The 14121-nt window shown below is 71.4% G+C and carries 14 protein-coding genes; 7 read left to right on the top strand and 7 right to left on the bottom strand.

All coding sequences use genetic code 11. From position 1 onward, the window contains the following. Positions 1-9: 9 nt before the first annotated feature. Entirely contained in the window at positions 10-1257 is a 1248-nt protein-coding gene (locus ACXR8F_RS13395) for an extracellular catalytic domain type 1 short-chain-length polyhydroxyalkanoate depolymerase (RefSeq protein WP_458801141.1), read from the bottom strand. Positions 1258-1415: 158 nt separating this feature from the next. On the opposite strand from ACXR8F_RS13395, the gene ACXR8F_RS13390 reads away from it, so the two are divergent. Together ACXR8F_RS13390 and ACXR8F_RS13385 are read left to right on the top strand one after the other, a co-directional pair. Next, positions 1416-2288 (top strand): DNA-formamidopyrimidine glycosylase family protein, encoded by an 873-nt coding sequence (locus ACXR8F_RS13390; protein ID WP_458801139.1) that lies wholly within the window; start codon positions 1416-1418, stop codon positions 2286-2288. Positions 2289-2375: 87 nt separating this feature from the next. After that, on the top strand, positions 2376-2804 hold the full coding sequence (locus ACXR8F_RS13385) for a VOC family protein (protein ID WP_045189936.1): 429 nt from the start codon (positions 2376-2378) through the stop codon (positions 2802-2804). A 25-nt stretch (positions 2805-2829) separates the two neighbouring features. Here ACXR8F_RS13385 and ACXR8F_RS13380 read toward each other — a convergent pair whose 3' ends face one another. From ACXR8F_RS13380 to ACXR8F_RS13365, 4 genes are all read right to left on the bottom strand, one after another. Beyond that, positions 2830-3774 carry a carbohydrate kinase family protein gene (locus ACXR8F_RS13380; RefSeq protein WP_458801136.1) on the bottom strand — a complete coding sequence of 315 codons (945 nt, stop codon included), beginning with the start codon at positions 3772-3774 and terminating at the stop codon, positions 2830-2832. Beyond that, positions 3771-4967 (bottom strand): hypothetical protein, encoded by a 1197-nt coding sequence (locus ACXR8F_RS13375; protein ID WP_458801134.1) that lies wholly within the window; start codon positions 4965-4967, stop codon positions 3771-3773. Before ACXR8F_RS13375 ends, ACXR8F_RS13380 begins: the two co-directional genes overlap by 4 nt. A 34-nt stretch (positions 4968-5001) precedes the next feature. Next, entirely contained in the window at positions 5002-6726 is a 1725-nt protein-coding gene (locus ACXR8F_RS13370; protein WP_458801132.1) for a glycerol-3-phosphate dehydrogenase/oxidase, read from the bottom strand. A 77-nt stretch (positions 6727-6803) separates the two neighbouring features. Next, on the bottom strand, positions 6804-7160 hold the full coding sequence (locus ACXR8F_RS13365) for a hypothetical protein (protein ID WP_458801131.1): 357 nt from the start codon (positions 7158-7160) through the stop codon (positions 6804-6806). 60 nt (positions 7161-7220) lie between these two features. On the opposite strand from ACXR8F_RS13365, the gene ACXR8F_RS13360 reads away from it, so the two are divergent. After that, entirely contained in the window at positions 7221-7745 is a 525-nt protein-coding gene (locus tag ACXR8F_RS13360; protein WP_458801129.1) for a YfbM family protein, read from the top strand. A gap of 12 nt (positions 7746-7757) precedes the next feature. After that, entirely contained in the window at positions 7758-8189 is a 432-nt protein-coding gene (locus ACXR8F_RS13355; RefSeq protein ID WP_458801127.1) for a DUF309 domain-containing protein, read from the top strand. Here the strand turns inward: ACXR8F_RS13355 and ACXR8F_RS13350 are convergent. After that, positions 8113-9558 (bottom strand): HNH endonuclease signature motif containing protein, encoded by a 1446-nt coding sequence (locus ACXR8F_RS13350; RefSeq protein ID WP_458801125.1) that lies wholly within the window; start codon positions 9556-9558, stop codon positions 8113-8115. The two genes, ACXR8F_RS13355 and ACXR8F_RS13350, sit on opposite strands and share 77 nt — an antisense overlap. 54 nt (positions 9559-9612) lie before the next feature. On the opposite strand from ACXR8F_RS13350, the gene ACXR8F_RS13345 reads away from it, so the two are divergent. Continuing rightward, positions 9613-10569, top strand: a complete 957-nt coding sequence (locus tag ACXR8F_RS13345; RefSeq protein WP_458801124.1) for an IS1595 family transposase — start codon at positions 9613-9615, stop codon at positions 10567-10569. A gap of 121 nt (positions 10570-10690) precedes the next feature. Then, positions 10691-12217, top strand: a complete 1527-nt coding sequence (glpK, locus tag ACXR8F_RS13340; protein WP_458801122.1) for a glycerol kinase GlpK — start codon at positions 10691-10693, stop codon at positions 12215-12217. A 29-nt stretch (positions 12218-12246) separates the two neighbouring features. On the opposite strand, the gene ACXR8F_RS13335 is transcribed toward glpK, so the two are convergent. After that, positions 12247-12759, bottom strand: coding sequence for a MarR family winged helix-turn-helix transcriptional regulator (locus ACXR8F_RS13335; RefSeq protein WP_458801120.1), 513 nt, complete (start codon positions 12757-12759; stop codon positions 12247-12249). A 93-nt stretch (positions 12760-12852) separates the two neighbouring features. Between ACXR8F_RS13335 and ACXR8F_RS13330 the strand changes: the two genes are divergently transcribed. After that, complete coding sequence (locus ACXR8F_RS13330; RefSeq protein WP_458801118.1) at positions 12853-14106, top strand: MFS transporter; 1254 nt, start codon at positions 12853-12855, stop codon at positions 14104-14106. Positions 14107-14121: the final 15 nt, after the last annotated feature.

Genomic DNA, 14121 nt, shown 5'->3' with positions numbered 1-14121 from the left:
CGCCTGCGCCTAGCACCTCTCCCAGTAGCCGGGGGAGCTCTGCTTCAGGGTCGCCGTGTAGAAGGTGTTGTAGAGGCCCAGGTTCTGGTTCGAGCCGACCGCATAGGCGTAGCCGCCCGACTGGTAGGCACGTCCGGCCACGACGTGGTCGTAGTTGCTCGACGTGATGCACGTCGGCGCCGGTGTCGACGTGGTGGTGGTCGTCGGTGAGGGCGTCGCCGTCGTTGTGGTCGTGCCGGTCGAGGTCGGCGGCGTGCCGCCGTCGAGGCCGAAGAAGGCGACGTCGTAGTACGCGGCGCACACCGTGTCGATGAAGTACGCCCCGGCGGTGCCGCACTGGTTCGCGGCGGTCCCGGGGTCGACGGCGGTGCCGTGGCTCATGCCGGCGACCTTCGTCAGTCGCACGCGGCCGCCGTAGTCCTCCCACGTCACCCCCGGCGCGATGGTGCCGGTCGAGGTCGGTGTCTGCGAGACGCCGTTCACGTTCGTGAACTGGTCGCGCAGCTCGACGCCGTTCAGCGGGGCGACGGTGGTGTCGGACTGGCCGTGCCAGATGGCCACCTTCGGTCGCGCACCCGACCAGCCGGCGTACGCACCCCGCACGAGGTCACCCCAAGCGGCGGGCGTCTTGTCGACGCCCGGGTTCATGCACGAGAACGCGGCGGTCATCGTGGTCGCGCACCTGTAGGGGATGCCGGCGTTGATCGAGCCGCCCGCGAACTTGTCGGGGTAGGCGGCGAGCACGACGGCGGTCATGGCCGCACCGGCGGAGAGGCCCGTGACGTAGACGCGTCGGGAGTCGCTGCCGTAGTTCGCGACGGCGTAGTCGACCATCTGGGCGATGCTCGCGGCCTCGCCCTGGCCGCGCGTGATGTCGCCGGGCTCGAACCAGTTGAAGCACTTGTTCGAGTTGTTGCTGCTGCTCTGCTGCGCGAGCAGCAGGGCGAAGCCGTGGCGGTCTGCGAAGGTGCGCCAGCCGGAGTTCGTGAAGTAGGTCGTCGCGTCCTGCGTGCAGCCGTGGAGCTCGACGACGACCGGTGCGCCGGCGGGCAGCCCGTCCGGGCGGTAGCTGAACATCGTCAGCGCACCTGGGTTGCTGCCGAAGCTCGCCACCTGCTGGAGCGTGGCGGCCTGCGCCGGAGGCGCCGCCGCCACGACGAGAGTCGTCGCCACCGTCACCGCGAGGGCGAGCAGCACTCCGACCGCTCGGACGGCTCTGGCGGGTACGGGAAGGGTGAGTGTTCGCGTCGAAGTCATCGTCGCCTCCGGTCCGGGGCATCCTCGTCAATGTCCGTTTTGTCACGATGGCACCGGGCCTGGGGGCGTGGCATGGGTCGACGCGCCAGCACCGGGCCGACAGCGTGTGCCAGCGGCCCATTGCGCAGCGAGCCATCACGAGCGAACGAGGAGGTGCCGTGCCGGAGGGGGACACCGTCTGGCGGACGGCGACGCGCCTCAACGAGGCGCTCGCCGGCCGGGTCATCGTCGAGTCCGACCTGCGCTGGCCCGGCGAGATCGCGACCGCCGACCTGTCCGGCCGCACGACGCTCGAGGTGGTCAGCCGCGGCAAGCACATCCTGCACCGCGTCGAGGGTGGCTTCACGCTGCACTCCCACCTGCGGATGGAGGGCCAGTGGCGCGTCGAGGCGACGCCCGGTCTCGCCGAGCGGTGGCGCCGCAACCCGCAGCTGCGGGCCCTCGTCTCCGCCGAGGACTGGACCGCGCTCGGGCTGCGCCTGGGCATGCTCGACCTCGTGCCGACGGCGCGCGAGGGTGAGCTCGTCGGGCACCTCGGCCCCGATGTGCTCGGCCCTGACTGGGACCTGCCCCGAGCCGTCGACAACGTGCTGGGCTCCGGCCAGCCGCTGGGTCAGGCCCTGCTCGACCAGCGCAACCTCGCCGGCGTGGGCACCATGTGGTGCGCCGAGACGCTCTTCCTCGAGCGCATGCCGCCGTGGACGCCGACGAGCGAGCTGGACCGCGACGTCGTCGAGCGCGTGGTGACCCGCGCGCACCGGCTCATCGACAACGGCCGCCGCCACGCCGTGCAGTCGAGCACCGGCAGCTACCAGCTCGGCGAGGCCCACTACGTGCACGCCCGCAGCGGACGACCGTGCCGGCGCTGCGGCACCACGGTGCGGGTCGCCCCCATCGGCGAGCCGACGCGTGAGCGCACGATGTTCTACTGCCCCGGCTGCCAGGGCGGGCTCGGCCCGACCGACGACGGGCGACGACAGGCGCCGCTCGGGTCGACCCGGGGGGCCGGTCGCTCGCGTCGGTCGTACTGACGGCTCCTGTTCCTCCGAACGCCACCTCGGTGTCGGACGCCGGTCCTAGGGTGAGAGACACCCATTCCCCGAGAGGAGCACGGTCACATGTCTTCCCGCCTGAACCCCTACATCAGCTTCAAGGACACCGCCCGCGACGCGATGGAGTTCTACAAGTCCGTCTTCGGCGGTGAGCTCAACGTCAGCACGTTCGGGCAGTACGGCGACACCGGCCCCGGCGCCGACAACGTCATGCACGCCCAGCTCGAGACGCCCAGCGGCTACACGATCATGGCGTCCGACACTCCCGAGGGCATGAGCTACGAGCCCGGCAACAACATCACCGTCAGCCTCAGCGGCGACGACTCCGACGAGCTGCGCGGCTACTTCGACAAGCTCTCCGAGGGCGGCAACGTCTCGATGCCCCTCGAGAAGCAGATGTGGGGCGACGAGTTCGGGCAGCTGACCGACAAGTTCGGCATTGGTTGGCTCGTCAACATCGCGGGCGACCAGTCGGGCGAGGCCCCCTCGGCCTGAGACCTGTCGCGGAGCGGGCTGGGCCTCATCCTCGGCCCGCACCGCCGAAGGCGGCAGCCGTCCGGCGACCGAGCTCGGCCTCGTCGATGAGGCTCGAGTGCGTCCCGGGGGTGCCGCACGCCCAGGCACCGGCGACGGTGCCGGCGCGGGCGGCGGCGCGGGCGTCACCGCCGCCGAGCCACCGGTGCAGGAAGGCCGACACGTACGCGTCGCCGGCGCCGTTCGAGTCGACCGCCGGCCGGCCCTCGATCTCGACGGCGGGCACCGCGAACGAGCCTCCCTCGCGCACCGTGACGCGGCTGCCGTCGGCGCCGTCCATCACGACGACGAGCCGGGCGGGGCCACGGTCGAGGATGTCGGCGACGACGTCGTCCTCGGCCGGCCCGAGGCGTGAGCCCGACACGAAGACGAGGTCGGCGGCATACGCGAACGGTCGGTGGTGCGGGTTGCGGCCGTCCCAGTCGTGCAGGTCGGTCGACGTCGTCGCGCCGGCAGCGGCTGCGTCGGCGAGGGCGCCGACGGTCCACGGCATGATCGACGCGTGCACGTGCCGCGCGCCCTCCACGAGGGGGCCGCGCCAGAGTGACGGGTCGGGCGCCAGGTCGTAGGGGTGGCGCGGGTCGTAGAACGACATGCGCCGCCCGGTGGCGTCGACGAGGTTGACCGCCCGGCGCGTGCCGCTCTCGTGCACGACGTGCTCGAAGCGCACGCCCTCCTGGGCGAACCGCTCGCGCACCATGGCGCCCTCGTGGTCGTCGCCGATGACGTCGACGAAGCACGTGGCGAGGCCGAGCCGGTGACAGCCGAGGGCGACCCCGCTGCCGGTGTGGCCGACGACCGTGTCGATGGGCGGCACGACGTGCGAGTCGGCGAGGGGCACCGGCAGGTCGTCGACGCGCACGATGGTGTCGACGCCGGCGCCGCCGACGACGAGGACGTCCGTCGTCGCCTCCCGGTGACTCCCGCTCATGGGCGGGTCACGCTCAGCAGGCCGAGGCACATCTCGTCGGTGGTGCCCTCACCCCAGACGACGTAGCGCTCGGGCAGGCCCTGCAGGTCTGGCAGCTTGTCGCGCCACGACTGGTCGTGGGTGCAGCTGACACGGATCGAGTCGCCGGGCTTGATCGACGTCGCCGGCACGGGCACGGCGCCTTGGTTGTCGAAGTCCCAGAGCTTGATGTCGAGCAGGGTGCGCGCCGACGCAGTGTCGGGGTTCAGCTCGACGCGCAGCGACGACCCGAGCAGGTGCATGTGCCCGGCCACCGCGCGGACGGTCGCCGCCTGCTCGACCGTGCGGGTGCACGACTGGGTCGGCCCCGGCGAGGGCAGCACCGTGCCGTTGCAGACGAGCAGCAGCCCGTTGACGATGCGAGGCGACATGGCGCCGAAGCGACTGGTGACGTCCTCGATGGCCTTGGACCGGTCGCAGAGCGATCCAGACTTCCTTGGGCGACAGGGCAGCTCGACAGGTGCCGGATAGAGCATCGTCTCCAGCGGCTTGAGCCCGGGCGACGACGAGAGGCGCAGCGAGACCGAGGTGCGGTCGGGTGTGACGCCGTGGCGCAGGTTGTAGTGCACCTGCATGATGAGCAGCGAGCCGCGCTGCATGGGGATGCCGACGTCGGCCGGCAGCACGTTCTCGCGGCCGCCGGGGGCCCACGCGCCGACCCAGGGCGCGTCGTCGAGCGTCGCGCCGCGGGAGCCGAGCCCGGTTCCGCCGAAGCACGTCCAGCCCCTGCCTCCGCTCTCGGCGTCGCGAGCCCTGGCCGCGTCGACGGCGGACGGCGGCACGCGGAAGAGGATGACGTGGTGCACCTCGTCGGGCTGGCCGGGCGTGATGTCGAAGCCGGTGACGAACTGGTCCTTCGCCAGCTTCGGGTCGAGGACGAAGCAGCGGTAGTCGTCGGTGCCCGTGGTCGGCGCCCTGGGCGTGTACGAGACCGGCGATGCCACCGAGCGCAGGGACTCGCCCACCCGCAGCGGCGTGGGTGCGGCAGGGCTGGGCGTGGGTGCGGCAGGGCTGGGCGCGGCGGAGGTCGAGTGCCCGGTGTGCGAGGTGGTCACTGCGCCCGGGGCCGATGCAGGGGTCGGCCCGCCGCAGGCGGCCGCGAGCAGCGTCGCAGCCGCCACGGCGACCGCGGCCAGACCGCGTCGAGTCCTCACCTCGTCAGTGTAGGAACTCGGCGCGCGAGAAGGGTCAGGACGGGTCGGCCGCCCTGCTCACGGGGATGCGGCGCGCGTCGGGGGCGCTGAGCCGCTCGGCGTTGGCCTCGGAGTCGGCGAGCTCCTTCTGCGACTCGAGCTCGGCCTCGACACGGGCGACGTACGCGGCCACCTCGGCCTCGACCCGGTCGGCGTCCCAGCCCAGCACCGGCGCGACGATCTCGGCGACCGCGCGGGCGCTGTCGATGCCGCGGCTCGGCGTCTCGATGGAGATGCGGGTGCGGCGGGCGAGCAGGTCGTCGAGGTGCAGCGCACCCTCGTGCGTGGCGGCATACAGGGCCTCCACCTTGAGGTACTCCTCGGCGCCGGGCAGCGGCTCGTAGAGCGACCGGTCGTCCTCGGCCAGCGCGAAGAGCTCGTGGACGAGCGAGCCGTAGCGCTCGAGCAGGTGCGTGATGCGCCAGACGGGGAGGTCCTGGTGGCGGGCGAGCCGGTCGATCTGGTTGACGAGCGCGACGTAGCCCTCGGCGCCCGAGAGCGGGATGTACTCGGTGACGCTGTCGGAGACATCGCCGCCGATGTCCTCGCGAGCGGCGTCGACCGCGTCGGCGGCCATGACGCGGTAGGTCGTGTACTTGCCGCCGGCGATGGAGATGAGGCCGGGCTGCGGGCGGGCGACGGCGTGCTCGCGCGAGAGCTGGCTGGTGTCCTCGCTTTCACCGGAGAGCAGGGGCCGCAGGCCGGCATAGACGCCCTGGATGTCGCTGTGGCTCAGCGGCACCTTCAGCACGGTGTTGATGTGCTCGAGGATGTAGTCGATGTCGGCGCGGGTGGCCGCCGGGTGCGCGCGGTCGAGCTCCCAGTCGGTGTCGGTGGTGCCGACGATCCAGTGCGTGCCCCAGGGGATGACGAAGAGCACGGACTTCTCGGTGCGCAGGATGAGGCCGGTCTCGGAGTTGATGCGGTCGCGGGCGACGACGATGTGCACGCCCTTGCTGGCCCGCACGTGGAACCGGCCCCGACCGCCCGCCATGGTCTGGATGTCGTCGGTCCAGACGCCGGTGCAGTTGATGACGACGGAGGCCTTGACCTGCACGGTCTCGCCCGTCTCGACGTCCTCGACGACGGCGCCGACCACCCGCTCGCCGGCGCGGAGCAGGTCGACGACGCGCGCGCTCGAGACCACCGTCGCGCCGTATGCCGCCGCGGTGCGGACCGTCGTCAACGTGTGCCGGGCGTCGTCGGCCTGGGCGTCGTAGTAGAGCAACCCGCCGGTCAGCGCGTCGCGCTTGAGGGCCGGCGCGAGCTTGAGGGCGCCGGTGCGGGTGAGCTGCCTGTGCCGGGGGACCGAGCGAGCACCACCCATGGAGTCGTAGAGGGTCAGGCCCGCGGTGACGTAGGGGCGCTCCCAGCCGCGGTTCGTCAGCGGGTAGAGGAACGAGACCGGCTTGACGAGGTGCGGCGCGATGCGGCTCAGCATGAGCTCGCGCTCCTTGAGCGCCTCGCGGACGAGGTCGAAGTTCATCTGCTCGAGGTATCGCAGGCCGCCGTGGAAGAGCTTCGACGAGCGCGACGACGTGCCCGAGCCGAAGTCACGCTGCTCCACGAGGGCGGTCGAGAGGCCGCGCGTGGCCGCGTCGAGCGCGACGCCGCCGCCGGTCACGCCGCCCCCGATCACGAGCACGTCGAACTGCTTGGTGGCAAGGCGCTTCCACGCTCGGGCGCGGTAGTCGAGGTCCAGCCGAACCGGGCTCGTCATCGGTACCCCTTCACGTAGGTGTCGAGACCGACACTCTAACGAGGTCGACCACCCCCACCTCCAGCCGTCCGGACCTGTCAGCGGTTGACGCCCGCGGCCCCCCGCAGCGCGTCCGTCGCGCACGGCGTGTCCCTGCCGGCGGTGTCGAGCACCGTCTTGAGCTTGTCGCCCTGGCCCGAGGCGTAGGCGAGGGAACCGACGAGCCAGCAGAGCTCTGGGTCCGCCTCGGTGGATACGTCAGGGGCGGGTAGTGATTCGACGTTCCGCTCGAGCCGCTCCAGCGTCTCCGCCTGCGTCTGCGCCATGAGGCCCAGCACGACGAGGTTCGCGGCCAGCAGGACGAGTGCGAGCCCTCGGCTCACGGGTCCCGCGAGCCATCGCTGCGGTTCCGCCGTCGTCGCCGACTGGGTCGTCTTCGAGTCCCCTGTGCTCATGCGCGCCAGGGTATGCCGTCGCGGCCCCTCCCGCGCGCCGGCGGGCCCTAGGGTCGGCCCATGGGAATGACGGTGGTGGCGCGGACCCTCGACGAGCAGCTCCTGGCGAGCCTGCACGACGACGAGTCCTTGGCGGAGGAGCTGGTCTGGGACGAGGAGGAGGACGACGAAGCCGACGGCTCCGACCGACCCGGGAGCGAGCCGATCTGGCTCGACCTCGACAAGTCCTGGCACGGCATCCACTTCCTGCTGACCGGCACCGACTGGACGGCTGGTGACTCCGGCGCGGCGGGGGGCGCGATCCTGGGCGGTCGGCCCGTGGGGGAGGACAACGGCTACGGGCCCGCGCGCCTGCTCGAGCCGGAGGCGGTCGGAGAGGTTGCTGCCGCCCTCGGGAGGGTGAGTGATGCAGACCTGCGAGCACGGTTCGACGCCGGCGAGATGCAGCGGCTCGACATCTATCCGCAGGTGTGGGACGAGCCGGGGGTGCTGGACGCGTACCTCATGCCCAACGTCGCCCGACTGCGCGACTTCTACACGCACGCCGCGGCCAGAGGCGAGGCAGCGCTCATCTCCGTCCAGTGACAGGCTGGGGTCGTGACCACTCCTGATCGCGACCGCGACACCCGGGGTCGCGCCCGCCAGGCTCGCCCCCGGGACGCTCTAGGGCGCCCGTTGCCGTACGGCGCCGACGGCGTGGAGCCGGTGCCGGAGGAGGCGCTGCGTCCCGACGAGACGCTGCGGGTGGCGCGCGAGCTGGTGGCTGAGGGCCGACCGTTCTCGGCCCACGAGGTCCTCGAGGCACGGTGGAAGGCCGGTCCCGACGAGGAGCGCGACCTGTGGCAGGGCCTGGCGCAGCTGTGCGTCGCGATGACGCACGAGGCGCGGGGCAACCAGGTCGGTGCCGGCCGTCTCTTCGAGCGGGCTGCCGGGAGGCTGGCCGACTACGCCGTCACCGGGCGGCAGGCGCACGGTGTCGATCTGGCTGCCGTTGTGGCGGGCGCTCGCCGTCACGACGGCACGTTCTGATCTCAGAACGGAGGCGGCTCGTCAGCTGGGGGAGCGGGGGACGGGGTGACGCGCCCGTGTCGTGGAGGGCCTCCCGCCAGTCGCGGGGGTAGGTGACGTACTCGCGGCCGGTGAGGGTCGTCCACCGGATGCCGTCGTCAGGCGCGCGTGCCGCCGACCACAGGCCGGCGGTCTTCGGGTGGTGGCAGCCGCGGCTCAGGGACTGTGCGTTGCCCACGGTGGTCGCCCCCAGCGGCCACGGCACGAGGTGGTCGAGGTCGCAACGGTCGGCGGGGACCTGGCACCCTGGCGCGCGACACACGCCGTCGACGGCACGGACATGCTCGACGATGGCGCGGGTTGGGCGGTAGCGGTCGATGGAGAGCTCGAGCGTTCGACCCGTGTCGACGTCCACGGCCAGCCGCTGCCACACCGAGCCCTCGGCAGTCATGATGCGGCGCGCGTGGGCCGCGGTGACCCAGCCGTGGCCCGGCAGCTCGCACGCGGCGTTCGAGAGACCGGCCGCGACCTCGAACGGCACGACGATGCGCACGCTGGCGGCGGGCACGGCGGCGCCGAACGAGTTGTGCTCAGCCGCAAGGGAGCCGAAGAGTGCCAGTGAGCAGATGGCATCGCTGCGCAGCTGGTCGAGGGTGCGCGAGTCGCCCGCAGCTCGGGCCGCGCGAGCCATGGCGTCCGCCCGATCGAGCACTGCCACCACGGTCTCGGCCGGTGCCGTGACCGTCAAGGTGCCGACGCCGTCGTCGGTGAGCCGGCCATGAGCGTTGCGTGACGCCTCGGCGCACCGGCGGCGTTCGTCGCCCGACCGGTCGTCGGCCGATCGGACCAGACGGTGCAGCCTGGCCGAGAACAACCGCTGCGAGGCGATCGACCCGTCGGGGGCGGGCGCGAGCACGGCTGACTCGATCGCGGGAAGCAGCTCGTCGTCCAGCAGGCGGGTCTCGGCGACCACGCGCAGCGCCCGGTACAGGCTGACCCTGCCCGTGCGCAGGGCTGCATGCAGCACACGGTGACGTCGCGGTGCGGTGGCCAGCTCGAGGCGTCGTGACACCTCCGCCGCGCCGACGCCTGTCGCGCAGGCAATCTCCTGCGTCACGACGGCGTCGGCACGCAGCGGGACGGGACCGCTCGACAGTCCGATGACCTCTTGCTGCTGCTCGAGGACCGTGTGCAGCGACGCGTAGGCATCGACGAGCCGACCCTCCAGCCGGGCCTTCTCGGCCTCGAGCGACTCGATCTTGCGCAGTGCTGCCTCGCCCGCGGCGAACAGGGACGGCAGCGGATCCGGCTCGTCGACGATGATGGCCGCGCGCTCCAACGCAGCCTCGAGCGCGAGCTCGAGGGCTGATCGGTAGGAAGTGAACGGCATGCCCCATTGGAACACGTGTTCTGCATATCTGCTTGGGTGAAGTAGAATCTGTGGATGACCGCGAATCCGATTCGGGGCGTGGACTACCCGTCGACGTACCAGCAGCTGCTGGAGTGGTTCCCGGACAACCAGTCCTGCTTGGACTACCTCGCGGGTCTGCGGTGGCCGGATGGGTTCGTCTGCCCGAAGTGTGGAGCGCGGGAGTACTGGCGGACCGGCGCGGGGTTGTGGATGTGCCGCGCATGTGGGCGGCGCACGTCGGTGACGGCCGGGACGATCTTCGACCGGACCCGCACGCCACTGTCGACCTGGTTCGCCGCGATCTGGTTCCTGACCTCGCAGAAGAACGGCATGTCAGCCCTCGGCCTGCAGCGCGTCCTCGGGTTCGGTTCCTACGAGACGGCGTGGGCCTGGATGCACAAGCTGCGCCGGGCCATGGTCCGCCCCGAACGGGACAAGCTCTCGGGGATCGTCGAGCTCGACGAGACCATGATCGGCGGGGTCAGCCCGGGCAAGTTCGGTAACGCGAGCGACAAGGTCGCGGTCATGATCGCCATAGAACACAACGAGACCCGCCGGCTCGGCCGGGTTCGGCTCGCTGTCGCTGACCGGCCCGCCACGTCCCAACTGGTCGACTTCGCCACCGCGGTGATCGAACCAGGATCCACGATCCGCACCGACGGCGCCCGCACCTTGCGCCGGCTCGCCGACCTCGGCTACACCCACGAGTTCACCCTCGGCTACAGCGCGCCCGACAAGGCGAGCGTCCTCCCTGGCGTGCACCTGGTCGCCTCGCTGCTCAAGCGCTGGCTCATCGGCACTCTGCACTTCCGCGTCGAAGAACAGCACCTGCCCTACTACCTGGACGAGTACACGTTCCGGTTCAACCGCCGCAACGCCAGGTCCCGCGGCCTGCTCTTCTATCGCCTGCTCGAGCAGGCCGTCGACACTGACCCGCACCCGCTCAAAGAACTGCTCAAGCCAGAAACCGGCATACCGGACTTCACCTAAGCAGATATGCAGAACACGTGTTCGACAAGACCACAAGAACTGTCCACTGCCAATCGGCTTGCTTCCCAAGGAGATCCGCGCGACACGTGACGTCGTCGACGCCCGCCGGTACGGTTCCCACATGTCGACGGAGCAGCGCAGCCATGTCGTGGCGATCGACCAGGGAACGACCAGCACGCGGGCCATGGTCTTCGACCGGAGAGGGCGCGTCGTCGCCGTCGACCAGCAGGAGCACCGCCAGATCCTGCCGCGGGCCGGCTGGGTCGAGCACGACCCGATGGAGATCTGGCAGAACACCCGCGCAGTCGTCGGCGGCGCCCTCGGCAAGGCCAACGTCAACGCCACCCACGTCGCCGCCGTCGGCATCACCAACCAGCGCGAGACGACCGTCGTGTGGGACAAGGCGACCGGCGAGCCGATCCACAACGCGATCGTCTGGCAGGACACCCGCACCCAGCCGATCTGCGACGAGCTCGCGAAGGACGGCGGCATCGAGCGGTTCAAGGACGTCACCGGCCTGCCGCTCGCGACGTACTTCGCCGGGCCCAAGGCCCGCTGGATCCTCGACCACGTCGACGGCGCGCGTGAGCGGGCCGAGGCGGGCGAGCTGCTCTTCGGCACGATCGACACCTGGCTGCTCTGGAACCTGACGGGCGGCGCGACCGACGGCGGCGTCCACGTCACCGACGTCACCAACGCCTCGCGCACGCTGCTGATGGACCTGCGCACCCTGTCGTGGGACGAGTCCGTCGCGGCAGAGATCGGCATCCCGCTCGCGATGCTCCCCGAGATCCGCTCGTCGTCCGAGGTCTACGGCACCTGCAAGCCCGGCATCCTCATCGACGTGCCCGTCGCCGGCATCCTCGGCGACCAGCAGGCGGCGACCTTCGGGCAGGCGTGCCTCGACGTGGGCACCGCCAAGAACACCTACGGCACCGGCAACTTCATGCTGCTCAACACCGGCGAGGAGATCGTCGCGTCGAAGAACGGCCTGCTCACCACGGTCTGCTACCAGCTCGGCGATGCGAAGCCCGTCTACGCCCTCGAGGGCTCGATCGCCGTCACGGGCTCGCTCGTGCAGTGGCTGCGCGACAACCTCGGCCTCATCAAGGACGCCAAGGAGATCGAGACGCTCGCCGCGACCGTCGACGACAACGGTGGCGCCTACTTCGTCCCCGCCTTCTCGGGCCTCTTCGCCCCGCACTGGCGCCCCGACGCGCGGGGCGCCCTCGTCGGCCTCACGCGCTTCGTCAACAAGGGTCACATCGCGCGGGCGGCCTTGGAGGCCACGGCATTCCAGACGCGCGAGGTGCTCGAGGCGATGAACGCCGACTCCGGCGTACCGCTCACCGAGCTGAAGGTCGACGGCGGCATGGTCGTCAACGAGACGCTGATGCAGTTCCAGGCCGACCTGCTCGGCGTGGACGTCGTGCGGCCCGTCGTGGCCGAGACGACGGCCCTCGGTGCCGCGTACGCCGCCGGTCTCGCGGTCGGCTACTGGGAGGGCACCGACGAGATCCGCGACAACTGGGGCGAGGACCGGCGCTGGTCGCCGCAGCTCGACGAGGCCGAGCGCGAGCGCCTCTTCCGACAGTGGAAGAAGGCGGTCGAGCGCACCCTCGACTGGGTCGACGACGACACCGCCTGAGCCCTGCGGGCTCCCGAGGGCGTATGCCGTCAGCCCTCCTCGAGGTGGAGCACGACCTTGCGCAGCAGGGCGTTGAGGGAGACGAGCTCCTTCGGGCTCAAAGCAGAGAATGCCGCCTGTTCGCGGGCCATGCCCGCGGCGATTCCCCTCTGCCACAGTGCTCGTCCGCTACGAGTGGGTCGGATGAGGATGCGCCGCCGGTCCATCGGGTCGACGTCGCGGGTGACGTGGCCGCGCTGGACGAGGCGGTCGAGGCGCGAGGTCATCGCGGCGCGGGTCACCCCGCACGCGTCGGCGAGCTGCGCCGGCGTGGCCTCCTCGGGGTAGGGCTGGATGAGCAGCGCGTGGAGGGTCCAGTAGTCCTCGATGGTGTCGTCGCTGCCCGCGAAGGCCGCATGGTCGGCCGCCTTGATGTGCTTGGTGATCGCCTGCAGGCGCGTGATGGCGCCCTCGACCTCGGGGTCCATGTCGTCGAGCAGTCCCGCCCACCGCGCGACGTGGCGATCGACGGAGTCCTGCTCGGGCGTGGCCGATGGGGTCATGGGATCCATCTTCGCAGACCGGTCGGCCTTCTGACTGTCAGGCACAGAACTATTCATTGACTGACTGTTAGATGTCGTACTAATTTGTGCGACGTGACCCCCAAGGACGTGCTGCGACTCCGCGATTTCCGTCTTCTGCTGGCCGGGCAGGGCCTCTCCTGGGTCGGCGACGCCTTCCACCCCATCGCGCTCTCGGTGGCGATCGTGCTGGCCGGTGGTGGCGCCACGGAGCTCGGCGCCATCGCGGCCTCGGCGATGGCCGCGCGACTCGTCTGCACGCTCTTCGGCGGGGTCTGGGCCGACCGGGTCGCCCCCCACCGCATCATGGTCGTGGCCGACGCGGTCCGCGCCACGACGGCGGGCGCCACCGCCCTCGCCTTCCTCGCCGGCGACCCGCCCCTCGTCCTGCTGGCGGCCCTCGCGGCCGTCACCTCGGGGGCCGGTGCCTTCTTCTTCCCGGCGTTCGTCTCGCTGCGACCCCTCGTCGTGCCCACCCCGCAGCGGCAGAGCGCGAACGCCGTCATCAGCTTCCTGCAGTCAGCGGCCCAGATCGCCGGCCCGCTGCTGGCTGGTCTCGTCGTCGCCCACCTCGGCCCGGTGACCGGGTTCGCCGTCAACGCGGCCACCTTCGTCTGGTCGGCCGTCAGCGTCACCCTCGTGCGGGCCCGCGCCGAGGCCCGCGCTCAGCGGTCCTCGGTGCGGGCCGAGATCGTCGAGGGCCTCTCCGAGATCCGTCGCAGGGACTGGCTGTGGACCGGGCTGCTGTCCGCCGGCATGTTCCACGTCGCCACGGGCGTGCTCGTCGTGCTCGTCGAGGTGACGACAGTGCGAGATCTCGGCGGTGCCCGTGCCCTCGGCCTCGTCATCGCGGCCCAAGGCGTCGGCGGCATCCTCGGCGGGCTGCTGGCGATGCGGCTCCAGCCGCGCCGGTTGCTCCTCTGGGCCTTCGTCGCACTGGGAGCGTTCCCGCTCTTCCCGCTCGCCTTCTTCTTCTGGCCCGGCCACCTCTTCGGCATCCTCGTGCTGGGCCTCGTCGCCAACGCCGGACTCATGTTCTTCGCCGTCGGGTGGGACACGGCCCTGCAGGACGGCGTGCCCCACGAACGACTGGCACGGGTGGCCTCGTGGGACATCCTCATCTCGTTCAGTGCGATCCCGCTCGGCAACGTCCTCGCCGGGCCGCTCAGCGAGCGGTTCGACACCGCCGCGGTCATGCTCGGCGTCGCGGTCTGGATGCTGGTGGCCGGCTGCTGGCCGCTGCTCGCCCGCGGTGTGCGCGACCTCACGCGACCGGCCCCCGCGACCCCGGCCGTGCCGGTGGGCGAGCCGGCCCAGCTCGGCGGCTGAGCCGGCTCGGCCGCC

The organism is Terrabacter sp. AAH1 (assembly GCF_054456855.1).
Note: the sequence above shows the minus strand (reverse complement) of the source record. Positions and strands in the feature narration are given on the sequence as shown.